Source organism: Streptomyces sp. NPDC059169 (genome assembly GCF_042755225.1).
In the GTDB taxonomy this organism is placed as follows: domain Bacteria; phylum Actinomycetota; class Actinomycetes; order Streptomycetales; family Streptomycetaceae; genus Streptomyces.
Window position 1 is genome coordinate 377,093 of sequence record NZ_JBHZCF010000003.1, and the last position, 20,283, is coordinate 397,375.

Annotated in this window: 21 protein-coding genes; 9 read left to right on the plus strand and 12 right to left on the minus strand. The window is 72.4% G+C overall.

What is annotated here, in order from left to right; all coding sequences use genetic code 11:
* The first annotated feature begins 13 nt into the window (after positions 1–13).
* From ACFXOM_RS07905 to ACFXOM_RS07915, 3 genes are all read left to right on the plus strand, one after another.
* Positions 14–544, plus strand: a complete 531-nt coding sequence (locus tag ACFXOM_RS07905) for a PadR family transcriptional regulator (RefSeq protein ID WP_384928455.1) — start codon at positions 14–16, stop codon at positions 542–544.
* Positions 545–676: 132 nt separating this feature from the next.
* Complete coding sequence (locus tag ACFXOM_RS07910; protein ID WP_384928457.1) at positions 677–2,095, plus strand: FAD-dependent oxidoreductase; 1,419 nt, start codon at positions 677–679, stop codon at positions 2,093–2,095.
* Between the two features lie 225 nt (positions 2,096–2,320).
* Positions 2,321–2,758, plus strand: coding sequence for an ester cyclase (locus tag ACFXOM_RS07915; protein ID WP_384928460.1), 438 nt, complete (start codon positions 2,321–2,323; stop codon positions 2,756–2,758).
* A 142-nt stretch (positions 2,759–2,900) separates the two neighbouring features.
* Here ACFXOM_RS07915 and ACFXOM_RS07920 read toward each other — a convergent pair whose 3' ends face one another.
* A complete protein-coding gene (locus tag ACFXOM_RS07920) occupies positions 2,901–3,824 on the minus strand; it encodes an ABC transporter substrate-binding protein (RefSeq protein ID WP_384944836.1) in 924 nt (307 codons plus the stop codon).
* Positions 3,825–4,072: 248 nt separating this feature from the next.
* Positions 4,073–5,464 (minus strand): NADP-dependent succinic semialdehyde dehydrogenase, encoded by a 1,392-nt coding sequence (locus tag ACFXOM_RS07925; protein ID WP_384928465.1) that lies wholly within the window; start codon positions 5,462–5,464, stop codon positions 4,073–4,075.
* Between the two features lie 232 nt (positions 5,465–5,696).
* Between ACFXOM_RS07925 and ACFXOM_RS07930 the strand changes: the two genes are divergently transcribed.
* From ACFXOM_RS07930 to ACFXOM_RS07950, 5 genes are all read left to right on the plus strand, one after another.
* On the plus strand, positions 5,697–6,455 hold the full coding sequence (locus ACFXOM_RS07930) for a hypothetical protein (protein WP_384928468.1): 759 nt from the start codon (positions 5,697–5,699) through the stop codon (positions 6,453–6,455).
* 54 nt (positions 6,456–6,509) lie between these two features.
* Positions 6,510–6,983 (plus strand): NUDIX domain-containing protein, encoded by a 474-nt coding sequence (locus ACFXOM_RS07935; RefSeq protein WP_384928471.1) that lies wholly within the window; start codon positions 6,510–6,512, stop codon positions 6,981–6,983.
* A gap of 197 nt (positions 6,984–7,180) precedes the next feature.
* Entirely contained in the window at positions 7,181–7,597 is a 417-nt protein-coding gene (locus ACFXOM_RS07940; protein WP_385037350.1) for a hypothetical protein, read from the plus strand.
* Between the two features lie 28 nt (positions 7,598–7,625).
* Positions 7,626–8,663 (plus strand): PHP domain-containing protein, encoded by a 1,038-nt coding sequence (locus tag ACFXOM_RS07945; protein ID WP_385037353.1) that lies wholly within the window; start codon positions 7,626–7,628, stop codon positions 8,661–8,663.
* A gap of 203 nt (positions 8,664–8,866) precedes the next feature.
* The gene (locus ACFXOM_RS07950) at positions 8,867–9,250 is read left to right on the plus strand and encodes a hypothetical protein (RefSeq protein WP_384928479.1); all 384 of its coding nucleotides are present in this window, start codon (positions 8,867–8,869) and stop codon (positions 9,248–9,250) included.
* Positions 9,251–9,575: 325 nt separating this feature from the next.
* On the opposite strand, the gene ACFXOM_RS07955 is transcribed toward ACFXOM_RS07950, so the two are convergent.
* From ACFXOM_RS07955 to ACFXOM_RS07995, 9 genes are all read right to left on the minus strand, one after another.
* Positions 9,576–10,022 carry an SRPBCC family protein gene (locus tag ACFXOM_RS07955; RefSeq protein ID WP_385037355.1) on the minus strand — a complete coding sequence of 149 codons (447 nt, stop codon included), beginning with the start codon at positions 10,020–10,022 and terminating at the stop codon, positions 9,576–9,578.
* A gap of 212 nt (positions 10,023–10,234) precedes the next feature.
* The gene (locus ACFXOM_RS07960) at positions 10,235–11,440 is read right to left on the minus strand and encodes a cytochrome P450 (RefSeq protein WP_384929001.1); all 1,206 of its coding nucleotides are present in this window, start codon (positions 11,438–11,440) and stop codon (positions 10,235–10,237) included.
* A 26-nt stretch (positions 11,441–11,466) separates the two neighbouring features.
* On the minus strand, positions 11,467–12,783 hold the full coding sequence (locus ACFXOM_RS07965) for a cytochrome P450 (protein WP_384928483.1): 1,317 nt from the start codon (positions 12,781–12,783) through the stop codon (positions 11,467–11,469).
* Entirely contained in the window at positions 12,780–13,439 is a 660-nt protein-coding gene (locus tag ACFXOM_RS07970; protein WP_385037358.1) for an ATP/GTP-binding protein, read from the minus strand. Before ACFXOM_RS07970 ends, ACFXOM_RS07965 begins: the two co-directional genes overlap by 4 nt.
* Positions 13,417–13,779 (minus strand): DUF742 domain-containing protein, encoded by a 363-nt coding sequence (locus ACFXOM_RS07975; protein WP_384928489.1) that lies wholly within the window; start codon positions 13,777–13,779, stop codon positions 13,417–13,419. The genes ACFXOM_RS07970 and ACFXOM_RS07975 overlap by 23 nt, the downstream gene beginning before the upstream one ends.
* A complete protein-coding gene (locus ACFXOM_RS07980; RefSeq protein ID WP_384928492.1) occupies positions 13,776–14,222 on the minus strand; it encodes a roadblock/LC7 domain-containing protein in 447 nt (148 codons plus the stop codon). Before ACFXOM_RS07980 ends, ACFXOM_RS07975 begins: the two co-directional genes overlap by 4 nt.
* A complete protein-coding gene (locus ACFXOM_RS07985; protein WP_384928495.1) occupies positions 14,219–15,592 on the minus strand; it encodes an ATP-binding protein in 1,374 nt (457 codons plus the stop codon). The genes ACFXOM_RS07980 and ACFXOM_RS07985 overlap by 4 nt, the downstream gene beginning before the upstream one ends.
* A 318-nt stretch (positions 15,593–15,910) precedes the next feature.
* A complete protein-coding gene (locus ACFXOM_RS07990; protein ID WP_384928498.1) occupies positions 15,911–16,675 on the minus strand; it encodes a hypothetical protein in 765 nt (254 codons plus the stop codon).
* A gap of 336 nt (positions 16,676–17,011) precedes the next feature.
* Positions 17,012–17,635, minus strand: coding sequence for a TetR/AcrR family transcriptional regulator (locus tag ACFXOM_RS07995; protein WP_384944834.1), 624 nt, complete (start codon positions 17,633–17,635; stop codon positions 17,012–17,014).
* An 89-nt stretch (positions 17,636–17,724) separates the two neighbouring features.
* Here ACFXOM_RS07995 and ACFXOM_RS08000 point away from each other — a divergent pair, with 89 nt between their 5' ends.
* Positions 17,725–19,167, plus strand: a complete 1,443-nt coding sequence (locus ACFXOM_RS08000; protein WP_384928503.1) for an amidase — start codon at positions 17,725–17,727, stop codon at positions 19,165–19,167.
* A gap of 237 nt (positions 19,168–19,404) precedes the next feature.
* Here ACFXOM_RS08000 and ACFXOM_RS08005 read toward each other — a convergent pair whose 3' ends face one another.
* Positions 19,405–20,280, minus strand: coding sequence for a ketose-bisphosphate aldolase (locus ACFXOM_RS08005; RefSeq protein WP_384928505.1), 876 nt, complete (start codon positions 20,278–20,280; stop codon positions 19,405–19,407).
* Between the last annotated feature and the right edge of the window lie 3 nt (positions 20,281–20,283).

The window sequence follows — 20,283 nt, forward strand, 5'->3', positions numbered from 1 at the left end:
TTAGGATGCGCTCATGTCACTCCCGCACGCCATCCTCACCGCACTCCTGGAGAAGCCGTCCTCCGGTCTGGAGCTGACCCGCCGCTTCGACCGGTCGATCGGCTACTTCTGGTCGGCCACGCACCAACAGATCTACCGGGAGCTGGGGAAGTTGGAGGAGGCGGGGCACATCCGTGCCCTGCCCTCCGCCCAGCCCACCCGCGGCGGGCGCAAGGAGTACGAGGTACTGCCCGCGGGCCGTGCGGAACTGGCGGAATGGGTGGGCAGGACCGAGGACCCCAAACCGATCCGGGACGCCCTGCTGCTGCGGTTGCGGGCGGCCGCCGTGGTGGGGGCCGACGGGCTCGAAGCCGAGCTGCGGCGCCACCTCACGCTCCACGAGAGCCAGTTGGCGGAGTACCTCGACATCGAGGAGCGGCACTTCCCACCGGAGCGGGACGCCCCCGAAGACCGTCTGCGCCATGTCGTGCTGCGCGGTGGCATCGACCTGGAACGGTTCTGGATCGGCTGGCTGACCCATGCGCTGGCGGAACTGGGCCGGTGACCCGGCGGGAGCCGGCGGCTGCATCGCCTATACCACAGCCGGTGTCCGCGGCTGGGCGTTCGTGATCTTCCGGCGCCCAGCCGGAATACTGGTCGGCCCGGATCAAGTCGCCGACGACGAGGGGCGGACACGGTGAACGAAGCGCGGGAGACGGGCGGATGGCAGCAGGGGGCGCGCGGGCGCCACGCCGTCGTCGTGGGGGGCAGCCTCGCCGGGCTGCTGGCGGCACAGGTGCTCGCCGGCCATGCGGACAAGGTGACGGTCGTTGAGCGGGACCGTTGCCCGGACGGCCCTGACTCGCGTCCCGGTGTACCGCAGGGGCGGCACGCCCACGTGCTGCTGGAGGGCGGACAACTCGCCCTGGATGCACTGCTGCCCGGCTTCATGGCCGAATTGAGGGCGGCGGGCGCGCCCCGTGTGGGTATGCCCGCCGACATGGTGCAGTGGCAGAACGGCCGCTGGTTCCGCAGGACGCAGGCCACCACGTACATCTATACGGGATCTCGCGGTCAGATCGAGCACCTGGTCCGCGAGCGGGTGGTGGCCAATCCGGTGATCACCACCATCGACTCCACGGAGGCCGTGGGCCTGCTGGGCGATGCCCGTCGGGTCCGCGGCGTGATGCTGCGCGAACGGGGCGGCAGCACCGACACCGAGCCGTACCCGCTGCGGGCGGACCTGGTCGTGGACGCCTCCGGGCGGGCATCGCGGGCCCCGCAGTGGCTGGCGGCGGTCGGTGCCGAGCCCCCGGAGGAGGAGACGATCGACACCGGCCTCGCGTACGCCTCCCGCATCTACCGCAACAAGAGCCCCCACCTGGGCAGCGATGCGCTCGGCTGCTACGTCGTCCCCGACCCCGCCCAGGTGTACGGCGGCGGGGTGCTTCCGCTGGAGGACGGCCGCCACATGGTGGTTCTGTCCGGCCTGCGGGGTGACGAACCGCCGACGGACGCCGCCGGGTTCACCGCGTTCGCCTCGAGGCTTCCGCACCCGTTCATCCACGAGTGGCTCCTCGATGCGGAGCCGGAGACCGCCCCTTTCGGCTTCCGCCGCACCTCGAACCTGCGGCGCCGGTACGACCGTCCCGGCCGTCGTCCGGCCGGGTTCCTGGCCACCGGCGACGCGCTCTGCACGTTCAACCCGATCTACGGTCAGGGCATGGCCGTGGCCGCGATGGGCGCGGTGGCCCTGCGCGACGCGCTGGCCGACGCACGCCGCACCCCGACGACGCACCGCGTCCAGCAGGCGTTGTTCGAAGCATCGCGGCAGGCCTGGGACATCTCTGCCGGCGCGGACCGGAAGATGCCGGGCGCGGTGGGCAACGCACTCGGCCGACGGGCGGTCGACCGTCCCGTCGCCTGGTACATGAGACGCGTTCAGCAGCGTTACCCGTCCGACGCCTTGGTGGGTGCGGCCTTCCGGTCCGTCCTGACCCTCACCGCGCCCGTGAACGCGCTGTTCGCACCGAAGGTGGCGCGGGCGGTGCTCTTCGGCGGCGCGGCCGGCACTCCCGACGCGCCGCCGATGCACCGCGAGGATGCGGACGCCTGACGGGGTGCCGTGCCGACGCTCCCTGCGCCCCGGCACAGCACGGCGTGCAGCCTCGTACGCCCCGTACCGCCGACCCGGCCATCCGGGTACAGGCCGTGGACATCGCCGGACGGTCGTGGTCGCTCTCGGGCCGCGTCCCTATCGTGTGCGCCGGGGAACGTCCGTTTCCTGTGCATCGTGCCGGTTCAGCGTCGAGGCACCGAGCACCGACGAGAGAGTGCAGCCATGTCAGGAGCCGATCGGGCGAGCGAGGTCTCGCCCAAGAGCGTGATCCGCAGATTCAGTGAAGAGGTCGTCAACCAAGGCAACTACGCAGCGCTGAAGGACCTCGTGCACCCCGATGTGCAGTTCGACAGCAAGATGGCCGGTGTGGCGCCGGGGATCGAGGGTGTGAAGGCCGTCTTCTCGGCCATGCGCAAGGGGTTCCCGGACCTCGCCTGTGCCATCGACGAGCTCGTGGCCGAAGGTCCGACGGTCGCGGAGCGGTTCACCTTCACCGGCACGCACCAGGGGGAGTTCCACGGGGTGGCTCCGACCGGCAAGCGGGTGACCGTGCAGGGGATGGCGATGTTCCGCGTGACGGACGGCAAGATCGCCGCGCGGTGGGGCGTCGAGGACCAGTTGGGACTGCTGAAGCAGCTCGGCTACTTCCCCACGAAGTGAACCGACCGCCGCGGCGGTTGCACCCGCCGCGGCCGACCCCGGGCACGTCCCGCTCGTCCTGCAGCCAGGCCGCCCCCGCATCCGGGGCCGGCGGAGAACGGCCGATGACGGACGGACTGTCGGGAGGCGGCGCCCCTCACGATCAACCGCCGGCGCCCTCGGGACCGCGCACACCGCCCGATCCGCCGTTCCGGCACGCCTCGACGGCGTCGGCGACCTCGTCGAAGAACCGGGCGTGGGCGGCTTCGCTGCACGGTGCTTCCGGGTTCCACGGGACGATCACGGCCCCCGCCACCGCGGCCCGCCACGCGGTGTCGTCCCGCAGCGCGGCGAGGGGGTAGGCATTGGCCCGCACGTCGACGAGGACGACCCGGGGCTCGGCCCGTGCGACGTACGACCAGTCGGTGGTGAACCAGTTGGAACTCGGCCCGCCCTCCGGAGCCACCAGGTGCAGACCGAGCCCGGTCAGCTCCCGGAGGTCGGGCCAGGAAGCCGGCTTGGCCAGGTGGGCGCCGTCGGCGGAGGCCGGGGAGAGTGCGAGCACCACCGGTGGGGCGACGCAGCGTCGCGCCGCGGCACGCAGCCGGTCGGCGGCGTGGCCGAGCGCCGCCGCGCCCGAGTCTGACTCTCCGGCGCCGAGGGCGCGCGCGAGCGCGGTGAACCGGGTGCGTACGTCGGCGGGGGCCCGCCCCGGCCCGACGTCGAGCACCACCAGGGGCACACGCTCCTCCACCTGCTTGGCTGTCTCCGGGGCCAGCCCGTACACCTGGCCCCCGCCGTAGCTGACGGCGAGGACCAGATCCGGGCGCGTACCGAGCAGGACGTCCGCGCCGAGTGCCGCACCGGACCCGAGGTACGCGATGCCCTCGAGCGGCAGGGCTCCCGTCTTGGTCCGGTCCGGCCCCGCGGCGTCGTGGTGGGAGCCGTAGAGCGCCACCGGACGTATCCCGTGGTCGAAGAGGGTCGCCCCGGCCTGCACGTAGGCGACGACCCTCACCGGACGCCGGTCCGCCGTCGCCATGTGGCCACGGTCGTCGAGAAACTGCCAGCCCGTCTGCCGCTCCATGATCGATCTGCTCCTCGTCGTCCGCACCTCGCTGCGGTGTCTTCCTGCCCACGGTTCGCGCGGCACGAACGGCGGACCGGAGCGCGGCCGTCACCGCGCGCCGGTCCGTCGTCGGATGATGCCCTGGGCGATCCCCGCCCGCCCACGGGCCTTCCCGTACGAGGACGGCGTGCTGCCCACGACGGTCGACGAACCGCCGCACGGTCACGAGGACGACGCCGGAGAGGGGTGGGGCGGGCCGCCAGGACTCAGGCCGAGGTCCAGACGGTGGTCGCGTTGCAGAACTCCTTGATGCCGTGCCCGGAAAGTTCCCGTCCGTATCCGGACCGCTTGACACCGCCGAAGGGCATCGCCGGGTGGGAAGCCGTCATTCCGTTGAAGAACACGCCGCCCGCTTCCACGTCGCGCACGAACCTCTCCATTTCGCCGGCGTCACGCGTCCAGACGTTCGAACTGAGTCCGAACGGCGTGCTGTTGGCGACGGAGACCGCCTCGTCGAGGTCGGCGACCCGGTACACCGTCGCGACCGGCCCGAAGGCCTCCTCGCGGTCGATACGCATCTGCGGGGTGATGCCGGTGAGCACGGTGGGGAGGTAGAACCAGCCGCGTGGCCGGTCCTCGGGGCGTGCCGCGCCGCACAGCGCCTCCGCGCCGAGCCGCAGGGCGTCGTCCACGAGTTCCTCCAGGTCCGCACGGCCCTGTTCGGTGGCGAGCGGCCCGATGTCGGTGGACTCCTCCAGCGGGTCCCCCACGGTCAGTGCCTCCATCCTGGCGGCGAACCGTTCCGTGAAACCGTCGTAGACGTCCTCGTGGACGATGAAGCGCTTGGCCGCGATGCACGACTGCCCGTTGTTCTGGACCCGTGCGGTGACCGCGGTCCGCGCGGCCCGGTCCACGTCGGCGGAGGGCATCACGACGTACGGATCGCTGCCGCCCAGCTCCAGGACCGTCTTCTTGACCTCGTCCCCGGCGATCGAGGCGACCGATCGACCGGCGGGCTCGCTGCCGGTGAGCGTCGCCGCGGCGACGCGGGGGTCGCGGAGCACTCCCTCGACCGCACGGGAGTCGATCAGCAGGGTCTGGAAGCAGCCTTCGGGGAAGCCTGCCCGGTTGAAGAGGTACCCCAGGTAGAGCGCTGTCTGCGGAACGTTCGAAGCGTGCTTGAGGAGCCCGGTGTTCCCCGCCATCAGGGCGGGCGCCGCGAAGCGTACGACCTGCCAGAGGGGGAAGTTCCACGGCATCACGGCGAGGATCACGCCGAGCGGCCGGTAGTGGACCCTCGCCTGCGACGCGCCCGCGTCCACCACGTCGGCCTCGGACGGGTACTCGTCGGCCAGCAGTTCCTCGGCGTGGTCGGCGTACCAGCGCATCGCCTTCACGCACTTCGCCGCCTCGGCCCTGGCCGCGGCGAGCGTCTTCCCCATCTCGGTGGTCATGGTGCGGGCGATGTCGTCCTGGTCCTCCTCCAGCAGGGCGGCGGCCCGCTTCAGCATCCGGGCGCGCTCGCCGAACCCGGTGGTGCGGTAGGCGCGGAACGCCTCATGGGCGGCGGCCAGGCGGCTCTCGAGCTCTTCGGGTCCGAGGGGCTCGAAGGTCTTGAGCGTCTCGCCGGTCGCGGGGTTCACGGTGGCGATGGGCATGAGCGTGTCCTCCTTCGGCCGGCACCTACGACCCTGCCGCGGGGTGCGCGTCGGCGCAACGCGGCTGTGCTGTCGCTCCCTCCGGTCCGCGGATCCGGTCGGGCGCTCCTCCCGGCCGACTGCCTCACGTGGGGAGTCCCGACGCCCGCCGAACGAGCAGGCGGCGGGTGCGCGACGTAGGCTCGTCAGGGTACGGATCAGCTGCCCCGGGCCATTCCTCCAGGGAGGCGACGTGACCGGACAGCGCCGCTCCGCACGGGCGTCCGCGTGCCTCACCGCGCTCGTCGCCGTCGCACTCGCGGCCGGCGGCGCGACAGGAGCCCAGGCCGACGACGACATCACTTCGTTGACCGCACGGCAGATCGCCGACGAGGCCAGGGAAGCCCTGTTGGACGCCCGGTCGGTGCACATCTCCAGCACGGGCGATCTGCGCCACCCGCACGCACCCGACGAGCTGGACCTCAGTCTGGACCGCGCGGGCAACTGCGCCGGCACCGTGAGCATGGGTTCCAAGGGGTCCGTGGAGATCATCAAGCGCGGCGAGACGGTGTGGTTGAAGCCGGACGCGGCCTTCTGGAAGAGCCAGGTGCCGGGGAACGGCGAGGAGGCGCAGAAACTCTTCGGCGACCGCTACCTGCGCGGTTCCACGAACGACAGCGTGCTCGAGGGCCTGGCCGACGTGTGCGACCTCGACACCTTCCTCGACCGGCTCACGGGCGCCGAGGACACGCAGGTCCCCCTGACCAAGGGCGCGAAGACCGAGGTCGACGGGACCCCGGCGATCCCCGTCACGGGCAAGCACGCCGGCAGGACGCTGACGCTGTACGTCGCGACCGAGGGCAAGCACTACCCGGTGCGGCTGGTCGTGACCAGCGCCGGCGCGGCCAAGGCGACGGTCGACTTCACCGACTACGACGAGCCGGTTCCCACGGCGACCCCGCCGGCGAGCGACACCGTCGACCTGTCCACCGTGATGGACCTGGTGGGGTGAGTGGGGACCCCCACCCCCTGGCGGTGCGCTGCGGGCGGCACCAGACTCGACGTCATGTCGGACAAACGGAGTGCTGGTCTGCTGCTCTTCCGGGTCGCCGACCCGGGCCTCGAGGTGCTGATCGGACACATGGGCGGTCCGTTCTGGGCGGCGAAGGACGCGGGCGCCTGGTCGATCCCGAAGGGCGAGTACGGTCCGCAGGAACTGCCCGAGGCCGCCGCGTACCGGGAGTTCGAGGAGGAACTCGGGGTTCCGCCGCCCGACGGGGAGCGGATCCCGCTCGGGGAGAGCGTCCAGCGCAACGGGAAGATCGTGACGATCTGGGCGGTCGAGGGTGATGTGGATCCGGACCGGATCGTGCCTGGCACGTTCCGCATGGAGTGGCCTCCGCGGTCCGGCGTGCTGTGCGAGTTCCCCGAGATCGACCGGGTCGGCTGGTTCTCGCCGGAGCGCGCCGGGCAGCTCCTCGTCCCAGGACAGCGCGTGTTCCTCGACCGGCTCCGCACGTTCCTGGACGGGGGCCGCTGAGGGTTCGGACGCCGATCCCGCCGCACTCCTCCAGATCAGGGAGGGGCTGACCCCACGGGATCCCTGGCGCGGTGGACCGGACGTGCGCGTCGGTCGCCCGGGGGGACGCCCGGGAGGAGGATGGGGGTACGGCCTTGGCCGGCCGTACCGCAAGACGGGACACGACAACGGCGTGACCGGAGCGGAAGGCGACAGCGATGTCGGGTAGCAGCAGGGCATTTGGTGGTTTCCGGCTCGACGGCGTCGAGCAGGCCCGCGGCTTCGTCGGCCGGACGCCCCGGCAGACGGTGTTCGGGGCCCGCAGGAGGCCGTCGCTGCATCCGCCCGGTGCCACGACCGTCCTCGTGCACCCCGACGGGGGCCGCGCACCGGCCGCGTTCGCCGTTCTCGACGTCCCGGCGGAGGCCGTGTCCGCCGCCGGCGTCGGACTCCTCGTCCGCGCGGTGGTGTTCGGGCCCTCGACGGACTTCGAGCACAACGGGAACGGGTCCGCCCGCGGCCGCGGCATCCCCTGGCGCTGGGACCCGGCTGACGACTGGTGCAGGGACCCGGCTGACGGTGTCCCGTCCGTGTTCGGACCGCCCGCGCCTTCCGGGGCGCCGAGGCAGACCTGACGGCGGTCGCACGGTGCCGGGGCCCGCCGTGGATCCGGTGGAGGCGCTGGACCGGATCGCGTTCCTACTGGAACGCGACGGAGTTCCGACGTACCGGGTGCGGGCCTTCCGGACGGCGTCTGCCGCCGTCAGCGCACTGGGCGAGCAACAGACCCGGGAACGTGCGGCGGCCGGCTCGCTGGAGACGGTGCGCGGGATCGGGCCGAAGACCGCGCAGGTCGTGCGCGAGGCCCTGGCCGGCGGGGTCCCCGCGTACCTGCACAAGCTCCAGATGATGGACGACGCGCAGGCTCCGGCTCCGCAGGGCGGCGGGGGCGCCCGGCTACGAGCGGCGCTGCGCGGCGACTGCCACCTGCATTCGGACTGGTCGGACGGGGGCAGTCCCATCGAGGCGATGGGACGCACCGCGGCGCACCTCGGCCACGAGTGGGCCGTGCTCACCGACCACTCCCCCCGGCTGACGGTCGCACGCGGGCTCTCGGCGGGCCGTTTGCGCGAACAACTGGACGCGGTGGCCGAGCTCAACCGGACCTGGGCGCCGTTCCGCCTGCTCACCGGCATCGAGTGCGACATCCTCCCGGACGGGACCCTCGACCAGGAACCGGAGCTCCTGGACCGGTTGGACCTGGTCGTCGCCTCCGTCCACTCCAAGCTCCGCATGGAGGCCCGGCCGATGACCCGAAGGATGATCACGGCCGTCCGCAGTCCGCTGGTGGACGTGTTGGGTCACTGCACGGGGCGGCTGGTTGCGGGGCGCGGCCGTCCCGAGTCCGTGTTCGACGCGGACCGTGTCTTCGCGGCGTGCGGCGAATACGGGACGGCCGTGGAGATCAACTGCCGTCCGGACCGCCTGGATCCCCCTCGGCGACTGCTGCGCCGGGCGGTGCAGGCCGGGGTGCTCTTCGCCGTCGATTCCGACGCCCACGCCCCCGGACAGCTCGACTGGCTGATCAACGGCTGCGCTCGAGCCGAGGAATGCGGTGTGCCGGAGGACCGCGTGATCAACACCTGGGGCGTGCAGCAGCTGTTGCGCTGGACACGCACGCGTGAGCTGCCGGGCGGTTGAGGCGTGTCGGGCACGCGGCCGTCCCGCGGGCCCTTGCCCTTGCCCTTGCCCTTGCCCTTGCCCTTGCCCTTGCCGTGGGCCTACCCGTGCCGTCGAAACCACAGACCGTGCCGTACGGGCCGTGGCGTGCGACCTTGGAGGAGAGCCGCCGCCCGGGCACCGTGCCGGCCCCGGGACCAGCGTGAGAGAGGACGGCGATCACCGTGACCGTTCCCGAGCACCACCATGAAGTATCGGTGCAGATCAGCGGCAAGCCGGAGGACGCGGACGCGGTCTTCGGCGCGCTGCACACGGCGTACCCCTGCGACCGGGGCGTCGAGGAGCACCCCCATGAGGGCGGCCACGGCCACCCCACGATCTGGATCGCCACCTACGACGTGGCGTGCCGGGCACCGGTCGGGACGGTGGCGGCGACCAGCCTCGGAGGATCCGTGGCAGCCGAGCTCTCCGGTTCCCACCACGCCGTGGACGAACTCGCCAGGGCACTCGCCTCGGGGTTCGCCGTCGAAGTGGAGCTCACGGCCTCGGGGGACGGGGAGAAGCAGGTCCGGTTGCGGCTGGACACGGCGCCGGCCCTCGCCGCCTGAGGCCCGGTGACCCGACGCGCCCGCCACGGACCGACAGGGCCGAACGGACGCGCCCGCCACCGGTCGAGCCGGGCCTGACCGGCGTGTCGGAGCCGGAGGGCGTCCCCCTTCGGCTCCCATCCACGGTCCGGCCGGAACCACACGCGAGCGGCGACGATCGAGTCGTTCGGCGTCTCCCGGACCGGGCCCGCGGCGACGGACGCGGACGGCGGTCGTGGGGCCCGGTCCTCCGGCCGACCGTACGGTGCCGTCCTTTGTGCCGGCAGACCGGCGCTCGTGGCGGGGCGGCGCGGCGTGTGCGGGCCCGACGGGTGGAACCGGGACGTCAGGAAGCCTCGACGGCCGCCTTGATGCGTCCGGCGAAGGCGTCCGCGTCCTTGCGGGCGGCCGCGAGCGCAAGGCCGACGAGAAGTTTGCCCAGGCCGTGTCCTTCCAGGGTGTTGAAGACCCTCAGCCGGGTGCGCCCGCCGTCGACGGGCTCCACGTCGTACCCGCCCTCGGGAGCCGTCACGAGGTTCTTCGACAACTCCGTCCAACGGATCCGACGGGGCGGGTCGAACTCGCTGATCCGGAACTCCCGGTGGGTGGTCATCCCGGCGTCCTTGACCGTACTCCGGTAGACCGTGCCGACGGCGGTCGGGCCGTCCGTCGTCTTCGCCATCTGCTGCACCCTCGGGCTGAACGCGGGGTCGTTCTCACCGTCCGCGAGGAAGGCGAACACCTCCTCGACGGGGCGGTCGATCACGACCGTCGCCTCGAACCGTCCGGCCATCGGTCTCTCCCTGTCGGCTCACGCGGTCGGCTCGCCGAGGAGCACCGCACTTCCCCCAGGGTCGCAGACCTCGAGCGGCCGCACCCGTCGGGAGCCGGCGGTGCCTGCTGCGGCCGTCCGGCGCGGTCCGCGGGCCCCGCACCGGAGGCGAGCCGTGCTCGTGCACGGCCCCGGCCCCTGCGGCCCCCGCGGACCGCGCACCCGTCCCGCTGCTACGGGACCGGCCGCACCGGCAGCTCCTGCACGCTGTTGCCGACGAAGCTGGCGTGCCGGGTGAGCTCCGGTTCCGGCACCGCGAGGTCCAGGTCCGGGAAACGGACGAAGAGCTGCTCCAGGGCGATGGTCGCCTCCATCCGGGCCAGCGGCGCACCGAGGCAGTAGTGCGGGCCGTGGCCGAGCGAGAGGTGTCGGGACGCGGAGTTCCGGGTCACGTCGAAGCGGTCGGCGTCGGGGCCGTGCACGGCCTTGTCGCGCCCGGCGGCCGAGTACCCGGCCAGCACCGGGGTGCCCTCGGGGATCACCGTCCCGTCGAGGGTGAGGTCCCGGGTCGGGTAGCGGAACGGGAAGTAGCTCACCGGGCTGTCCCAACGCAGTGTCTCCTCGACCACGTCCGCCCAGCTCGCCCCGCCGGACAGCACCAGCGCGAGCTGGTCCCGGTGCCCGCACAGGGCGCGTACGGCGTTGGTGATCAGGTTCAGCGTGGTCTCGTGACCTGCGATGATCATCAACAGCAGGGTGCCGATGAGCTCGTGCCGGCTGAGCCGGTCGCCGTCCTCCTCGCGGGCGGCGATCAGGGCGCTGGTGAGGTCGTCGCCGGGGTCCTGCATCCGGGCGGCCGCCACCGTCGTCAGCACCCCCACCAGCTCCTTGTTGGCGGCCACGGCCTCCTCGGGACCGATGTCGGTGGCGACGACCTGGTTCGAGAGGTGGTGCAACCGGTCCTGGTGCTCGACGTCCACGCCGAGCAGTTCGCAGATGACCCCCATCGGCAGCGGCATGGCGAAGTGCCGGCGCAGATCGGCGGCGCCGCCCCCCTCGGCCGCCGCCCGGCCGAGGGCGTCGAGCAACTCGGCGGTCACCGCTTCGATGCGCGGTCGTAGTTCCTCCACCCGGCGCGCGGTGAACGCCTTGCTCACGAGGGACCGCAGCCTGCGGTGGTCGGCGCCGTCGGCCGTCGTCATGCCCTGCACGGTGGCGAACGTCTTCAACGGCCACCCGTCCTCGATCCTTCCCTCGCGCAGTGCCGTGAAGTGGGCGGCGCCCTTGGCGACATCGGGGTGGGCGAGGAACTCCCTGAGCGCATCGTGACCGAGTACGGCCATCCCGGCCACGTCGCCGGGGAGGACGACCGGGGTGACCGCTCCCTGCGCGAGCAGCCGGGCATTGTCCGCGTGCGGGCATCCCCCGGCCGGGTCCATCCGGTGGGGGGTGGTAGACGACGTGTTCAACGTGGGCCTCCTGTCGCTCGCGCTGACGGGGATGGTGTTGCACGGGGCGGCTGCGGCGGGCGCGGTACGCGCGGCAGCTGCGGGTCGGTGAACCGGACCGGGAGCGCGGCGAGACCCTTGCTCCACGGGGACGAGATCCAGGACAGGTCGGACTCGGCCACGGCGAGTTCCAGATCGGGCAGCCGGTGCCTGATGGTGTCCACCGCGGTACGCGTGATCAGTCTGGCCGGGTCCTGGGCGGGGCAGGTGTGCGGGCCCGCGCCGAAGGCGAGGTGGGAGCGGTTGCCCGCGATCGGACTGCCGTCCGGCGGCAGCACCGCCGGGTCGGCGTTGGCGGCGGCCAGCCCGAGGATCAGCATGTCCCCCGCCCTGATGTCCTGGCCGCCGAAGTGCAGGTCCCGCGTCGCGTAGCGTGCGGGGAAGTTCTGGGTCGGGGGGAAGCGCCACAACACCAGGTCGAGGGCGTCGTCGACGGTGAGGTGTCCTCCGGTGAGCGAGGAGCGGAACGCCGGGTCGCAGAGCAGGATGCGCAGCGTCGTGGCGATCCAGTTCACGGTGGTCTGGTTCCCCGCGACGAACATGACCACGAGGTTGTGCAGGACTTCCTCGTCGGTGAGCCGCGCCGGATGGTGCAGCAGGGCCGACGTCACGTCGTTGCCCGGCCTGCTCCGCTTCTCCTCGATCAGTTGGAGGAGGGTCGCGCCCATCCGCCTGCTCGCACCGGCCGAGTCGGCGTTGGCAACGACCGTGCCGGCGATGTCCTGGACGAGCTGCCGGCCCGTGCGTTCGTCCAGGCCGAGCAGTCCGGTGATGACCAGCATCGGGAGCCTGCGCGCGTAGTGCGGCACGAGATCGGCCCTGCGGCGTTCGGCGAACGAGGCGATCAGCTGCTCGGCCGCCGTCCGTACACTGCGCCGCAGTTCGTGCCCGTTGATCCTGGCGAGCGCGTAGGAGACGGCTGCCCGCATGCGCCGGTGCTGTTGCCCGTCGGCGTACAGCAGCGCGGGCCGCCAGCCGACCATCGGCAGGATGGGTGAGTCGGCGGGGACCCTCCCTTCCCGCAGCAGGCTCCAGCGGCGCGGATCGTGGGAGAAGTCCTGCTCCTCCCGGGTGACTCGGAGCAGTTCGCGGTGCCCGAGCACCAGCCAGGCCCCGGTGCCCGGCGCGACCACCACCGGTGCCACCGGGCCGTGTGCGCTGCGGAGTTCCTCGTACAGCGCGGGCATCGCGTCGCCGTCGAGGTGCGGGCCGTACAGGGCGGTGGCGGCCGGGCATCGCCCGCCGGGGCCGGTACCGGCGTGCGGAAGCGTCATGAGGACTCCGTGGCGGCGTCGATGAGGTGGCGTACGAGGGCGATCAGGACTCGCACCGAGGAGCGGGTGTCTCGGGCGTCGCACGCCACCAGCGGTGTACTGGGCAGCAGGTCGAGAGCGGTGCGCAGGTCGTCCTCGGAGTGCCGGGGGCTGCCCGGGAACACGTTGACCGCCACGGCGAACGGCAGGTCGAGGTCCTCCAGGTTGCCGAGGGCGTCGAAGGAGGCCGCCAGGTCGCGGGTGTCGATCAGCGCGAGCGCACCGAGAGCGCCCTTGGCGAGGTCACGCCAGGCCGGCAGGAAGCGCTGCTGCCCTGGAGTGCCGAACAGATAGAGCACCAGCTCGCCGTCGAGGGTGATGCGGCCGAAGTCGAGGGCGACGGTGGTCGTGGTCTTGGACCGCTCCCCGCCGGTGTCGACCGTCGCGCCGGCCTGCGTCATCACCGCTTCGGTGGACAGCGGCCGGATCTCCGAGACGGTCCCGATGAGCGTGGTCTTCCCGACGCCGAGCGGGCCCACGACGAGGATCTTCGCCGCGCCGGCGACGCCCGAAGTGAGGTACTTGCCGTCCGGAGCACCGCTGGACGGTGGGGCCGGCGCGGACGCGGCCGGTGACGCACCGGGAACCGGGGCGTCAGAGACGGCTTTCGAGGCCATGGAGGACCTTTCTCAGCATGCTCACATCGGCACGTTCGGCCGGGGGGACGGGCGGTCGGGCGAGGATCAGCCCCCAGTCGAGGAGGTCGGCGAGCAGCACCTGGAGGATCGACGGCGGCTGCCCCAGGTGTGCCGCCACTTCGGCGACCGACAACAGCCCCTGGCAGTGCGCCAGGATCGTGCGGTGCTCCGGCTGGAGGGACTCCGGCACGGCGGTGTCCGCGGCCATCACCAGCGTTTCCCAGGGCAGCGGGTTCCCACCGGCGCCCGACCTGCCGCGGGAGATGACGTACGGGCGGACCGCTCGGGTGGTGGTCCTCTCCTGCGGACGGTCCGTCATGAGGACGGATCCACTGGGTCCCTCGGCTGTGCGCTCAGGTGCGCGCCGATCTTCGCCACGAGGAGCTGCATCTGCTGTGCCACCAGACCGACGTCGGCCCCGGCGTCGGTGGCGACGCCCAGGTGCGCCCCGACCCCGGCGTGGGTGAACAGGACGAACCCGTGGTCGGACTCAAGCATCAACTGGCGCACGCCGGCGCCGCCGCCGAACAGGAGTGCCGCGGTGGAGCGTCCGGTCATCGTCATGGCCGCGCACGCGGCGGAGAGCGATTCCGCTTCGGGAACACTGAGCCGGGCGACGGGCCCTTCGAGGTTCTCGGCGGAGGCGTGGCCGAGCCGCAGTCCGTCCTCGGACACCACCACGGCGTGCCGGACCCCCGGGATCTCGGTCAGCGGGCGGAGCATCCATCCCAGGTCGGGCAGTCTCGTTATGGCTCCGGTCACGGCCGGCCTCCGTCGTGGTCGGTGTCGTCGGGCAGGGACGTGTCCTCCAGGGCGGCGCGACCGCGCCGCGTTCCGGAGACGACGCTGGCGATCGACGCGCGGGCGGCCTCCGGGGTCCAGGTGTCACCGGGTGCGGGCGGTGGCGCGGGCACGTCCACGGCTGGGCCACGGGCTGCACGCCGGCTCCGGCGCCGCGGCAGGGTTCCCGGAGCGGCTGCCCATGTGTCGTCCCTGGCGGCCGGGGGCACGGCGCCGGCGGGCTCGTGCGCGGGCTCGACGGTGTCCGTCGTAGGACGCAGCGGTTGGTGCGACGCGGCCCGCGGTGCAGCCGCAGCCGAGGCGATCTGCTGCGGAGGAGCGGCGGAGGGGGGCGCCTCGGTGAGCAGTCGGTGCGGCACGAAGGTGACGGCGCGTGTGCCGCCGTACGCGGACGCTCCCGTGAGTTCGACGTTGAAGCCGAGCTCCCGCGTCCACCGGCCGACGCAGGCCAGCCCGAGCCGGGGCACCGCGCCGAGCCGGGTCAGGTCGAGGTCGTCGCGGAGCTGGGCCGTTGCGTGTTGGAGGACGTCGGGCGGCATGCCGAGCCCTGCGTCGTCGATCTCGACGACGGCCCCCGCGCCCACCTCCCTGATGGTGACGACGACGTGGGTGCTGGACGGGGAGAACACCGTGGCGTTCTCAAGGAGTTCGGCGATGGCGTGCATGAGTCCCTCGACTGCCGGAGGCACCACGTGCAGCGTCTGTCCGCCGTGGACCTCGACCCGTCCGAACTCCACGATGCGGGACTGGGCGCCGCGGACGCAGTCGTAGAGGGACACCGGCCGGGTCTCCCGTCGTGCCGGCCAGATCCCGCACATCACGAGCAGCGTCTGGGCTTTGCGGGTCATCTGGGCGGCGGCGTGGTCGGCCTTCATCACTTCGGCCATCAGCCGCGGGTCCTCGATCGACCGCTCGACGTGGTCCAGCACCTGCTGCTGGACGGTGGCCATGGCGTGCATGGTGCGGGCGACCGATTCGAAGGCGGACTGGACGGAGTCGCGCAGGGCCCGCTCCCTGCGCACCGCTTCGTCGGAGCCGAGCGCCGTGACGACGGTGTCGAGCGCCCGGGCGAAATCCTCCCCGATCTCGCTCTGCGGGCCGAGGGCTCCGGGAACGGTGTCGAGCCGTCGACCGCTGCGTAACCGCTCGGCGATGGCAGGCACTCGCGCCGCGGCCAGGTGCAGGACCTCCGCGCCGCGAGCCGTCGCCAGCCGTGCCGCGCGGGCCCGTTCGGCGCGTTCGGATCGCAGCGCACGGCGCAGGTGCAGCGCCCAGAGGAGCAGCGGCAGCGCGGCGGCCACGCCACAGCCCGCGCTCAGTAGCACGTCCATGACACGGCCTTCCGGGATATCGCGACCACGGAGAATGCATTCCTTCCAGAGCACACACGGGCTCTCCCGGCGACCGGGAGCAATCAGATCTTACGATCAACCAGACTTATCCCCATGCCAGTTGAGCAACACCTATCACTTTCCGCCAACCACGTGCATCCCTCGGTGATGTCGCCTTCAGGCACCCCGGAGCCCCTGACGTGCGGGCGTGCGCCCCGCCGGGCCGTTCAGAGCGGCAGGGGCCGGGCCCGCGGGCTGCAGCACGGAACCTCGCAGGGCCTCGACGGCGAGGGCGACGGCGCTCGCCACCGGCCCCGGTCAGGACTTCCCCGCCGCCGCGACCGCCTTCGCGAGCTTGGCGACCTGACGGGCGTGCAGGTCATCGGGCAACTGCGCCTCCTTCGGCTCCAGCAGGTTGAGCGCGAAGAAAACCGCGACGTTCCTCCCCTGCCGCACCGCCGTGAGGTGTACCGGCATCGCGTTGCCCGGAGTCGTCCCCGTCATGGTCCAGGCCACCGCCTCATCCCCTCCCTCCGGAGCGTCCTCGCTCTTCACGTCGACGTACTTGACGGTCCCGCCGTCGGTGTTCCCCGAGGTCGAGAAGCCGTTGGCACACGCCTTCAGTGCCTTGCGGACGTTCGCCAGCGTCGTGCGCGCGCCCTCGCCCTGGTACGAGAACAGACTGACCGTCACGGTGAGCCCCGGCGTGCCGCTCGACAGGAACGAGCGGCTGGCCCAGTCCGCCGCCTCGGGGGTGCGGGCCGCACCCGATGCCGTCATCTCGGCCAGCGGGCTGCACTCCGCGCGGTCGGTCTCGGGACGGCGCTCCGACGGACTGATGTCCTGGGCCTGGTACGAGGGCAGCTCGGTCTCGGTGATCAGCGCGGTCCTGAGCGCGTCCGCGAGGAGCACGGCCGAGCGGGGACCGCCCTTGCCCGCGGGATTGCCGGACGCACCGGACGGCCCCGGTGAGCCCGACTCGTCCGGGGAGCCGGTGCAGCCGGTCAGGAGCGCGGCGGCCAGCCCGCCGGCGAGGGCGAGCCCGCCCCTGCGCCGGAGGGCCGGGAAGGTCATGAGAGCCATGGGAATCCTGTCGGTTCGGTGGGGTACGGCGGCGTCGCGGCTCGCGGCTCGTGGCTCCCGGTGGTCCGGGCGTCCGTACCAGCAAGCGCGTCCCGGCGCCCGCGGTCGACGGGCTGCGTGGAAAGTGTGTCCCGGATCACGCCGCGACGCCGGTAGGGACCGCGGGTGGTTCGGCCGTGTCGGCGGCACCGGGCCCCGGTGTGGGACCGGGCGTCTGCCGGACGGGCACTGCCAGGTGCACCCCGCTCTCAACAGTTGCCCGCGGACACCCGGCAGTTCGGTGCAGCCGACGGGGCACGCGCGAGGCGATGGGCACCATCATTGCCGGACGGCCTTTCACGGGCGGGCGCTACCGAGGCGTTCCCAGAGGCGGAGCAGGTGCGCGTGCAGGACTTCCTCGGCTTCCTCTGTGGTCAAGTGGCCCATGAGTACGTGGGTGGTGAGGCCGTCGGCTAGGGCCAGCAGGGTTCGAGCTTCGCCCTGCGGGTTGGGCGGTGCAGTGCCTCCGTCGACGGCGCCTTCCTCGGCGGCCTCCGTGATGAGGCGGGCGAGGAGGTCCTGGAGGGCCGCGTAGCTGTTCCTCAGCGGGCGGGCGAGTGACTCGTTGACGGTGGCCTGGGCGACGAATGCGAGCCAGATCCGCGCTTCGGTGCGGTGTTCCTCGCGGAGCAGGGCGATCTCGTTGGTCGCGTGGCCCAGGGCGGTGGCGACCGACTGGGCCGGGCTTGCGGCCAGCCGTGCCTTCATGCGTTCGGTGATGCGTTCGCCGACGTGGTCGACGGCGAACAGGAGCATCTCCTCCTTGCTGCGGAAGCAGCGCTGAACGGCGCCCAGGGAGACCTGCGCGCGGGCGGCGACGTCACGCATGCTCACCCCCTCCACCCCGTGTTCGTCGGCAAGGAGGCAGACGGCCTCGGCGATCCGGCGGCGTCGGCCTTCGTAGTCCACCTGTTTGGGCATGCGCGGTCGACCTCCTTATTTCGATACGATCGTATCGCTTCCCGGGTATGGTCGGACACCAACTCTTCGGCAGGTGGACAGGGAGCACGATGATCAGGCATGACACCCCGTGGGCAAGGACGGCAGCCGCCCAGGCGGAAGCGGTTCGAGGCGGCGAGATATCGGCCCTCGAACTGGTCGACAGCCACCTGGAACGCATCGCTGAGGTGAACCCACAGGTCAACGCCGTCACGCAGCTGACGGCCGAACGAGCCCGTGAGGCCGCGGCGCAGACGGACCGACGGAGGGCAGCGGGCGAAGCACTCGGGCCGCTGGCCGGCGTGCCGTTCACGGTGAAGGAGTCCACCGCCGTGGAAGGGGTGCCGACCACGCTCGGAACGTCACGTTTCCGCGACCACGTGGCATCGACGGACGCTCTCCCGGTGGCACGACTCCGCACGGCCGGGGCCATTCCGATCGGCCACAGCAACATGCCCACCCTGATCCTGGCCGGGATGCACACCCGGAGCGAATTGTTCGGCGACACCGTCAACCCGTGGGACCGGAGCCGGACCCCCGGTGGCACCAGTGGTGGCGACGGCGTGGCCGTCGCCACCGGCATGGCCGCGCTCGGTCTCGGCAACGATTCCGGCGGTTCAGTACGGATCCCGGCCTCGTTCTGCGGCGTGGCGGGGCTGAAGCCGACCACCGGGCGGTTCCCCGCCGACCACCGCGTCCTCGGCCCGGACGACCCGGGACCGGCCTCACAAATGCTGGTCACCGACGGCCCCCTGGCCCGCACGGTCGCCGACCTGCGGCTGGCATACGAGGCACTGGCCGGGACCGACCCGCGGGACCCGCGGGCCGTGCCGGTACCCCTGTACGGCGAGCCGCTGCCGAGGCCGGTCAGGGTCGCGGTCGTGACCGACCCCGGCGGCCACGGTGTTCATCCCACGGTCCGCGCGGCTGTCACGGCCGCGGCCGACGCCCTGAGCGACGCCGGGTACGACGTGCGGGAGATGGCCGACGTTCCGCGGTTGGACGAGGCACTCGAGGCATACGGACGGATCACCGTGACCGAATTCACGCCGACCTGGCCAGTGGTGCGGAAGCTGCTCGGCGAAGGCGGAGACCGCTACATCCAGATGGCCATGGAGAAGAGTCCTCCTGCGAATGCCGAAGAGCTCACGAAGCTGATGGGGACCTGGCTCGGTATCCGCCGCTCCTGGGCGGAGTTCCTCGACGCGTACCCGCTGTTGCTCGGACCGGTGTTCACCGAGCCGCCCGTCGAGCCGGGTTTGGAGTCACGCGACGAAGCGGGACACGAGCGGGTCGCTTCGGGCATGCGCCTGTGCACGGTGACCAGCTTCGTGGGCGTTCCCGCGGTGGCCGTGCCGACCGGGGTCAGCGACGGACTGCCGTCCGGCGTGCAGATCATCGGGCGCGCGTTCCGAGAAGACCTCTGCCTGGCCGCAGCCCAGGCGATCGAGAACCGTCTCAGCGTGCTCACGCCGGTCGACCCCCGCCCGGAAGTTCCGGCTGTCGCGCGGTAGGCGGTTCTACGCCTGCGGGCACAGGGGTGGCCCGGGTCAACGGGCGGCGGGACGGAGGCAGCATCCGCGCCGCACCGATCGCGGGCCCTTCTCTCCGCCGGCTCTCCCGTCCGTCACCGAGCCCTGAAGACCACCGACCGGTTGCTCGGGCTCGTCGCCTGGTTCGCCGCTCGCTGGCGGCAGGTCCTTCCGGAGGAGGTGCGGCCCGGCGCCCGCCTGCCGCACCCCGTCCGGGCGTCAGCCGACCGCGGGCACCGGATCCTCCGCCCGCAGGACCCCGATCAGTGCGGTGACCGTGTCGACCATGGCCAGACGCCCCGCCGAGAGGTAGGCGCGGGAGTCCACCGCGTCGGCGTTGGCGGCCAGGTACGTGCGGATGGCTCCGGTCATGGCGAGGTTGAGCGCCGTCCCGATGTTGACCTTGGCGATCCCGCCCGAGACCGCGGCGGCGAGTTCCGCATCCGGTACGCCCGAGGAGCCGTGCAGGACCAACGGCACGTCGAGGGTCCCGGCCAACCGGGCCAGCAGTCCGTGGTCGAGCGAGGCCGTGCGGGTCGTCATGGCGTGCGCGCTACCGATGGCGACGGCGAGGGCGTCCACGCCGGACTCCTCGACGAACGCCCGTGCCTCCTCCGGTTCGGTGCGCGCCCCGGGAGCATGGGCGTCCAGGGGCGGCGCCCCGTTCTTCCCGCCGACCTCCCCGAGCTCGGCCTCCACCCACAGACCGTTGCGGTGCGCCCATGCGGCGGCGGCGCGGGTGGCGGAGAGGTTCTCCTCGTACGGCAGGTGCGACGCGTCGTACATCACCGAGCTGAACCCGGCACCGGCCGCCGCGCGCAGCAGTGGGTCGCTCGTGACGTGGTCCAGGTGGAGCGCGACGGGAACATCGGCAACGGCAGCCGCCTCGGCCGCCGCACGGGCGAGCGGACGGACGCGCCCGTAGCGGTACTTCACCGCGTTCTCACTGATCTGCAGGATCACCGGGGCCCCGGCGGCCTCGGCTCCTGCCACGACGGCTTCGGCGTGTTCCAGCGTGATGATGTTGAAGGCGGCCACGGCGCGGCGCTCCGCCGCTGCCGCTGCGACGAGGGCCGCGGTCTCTGCGAGCGGCATCGG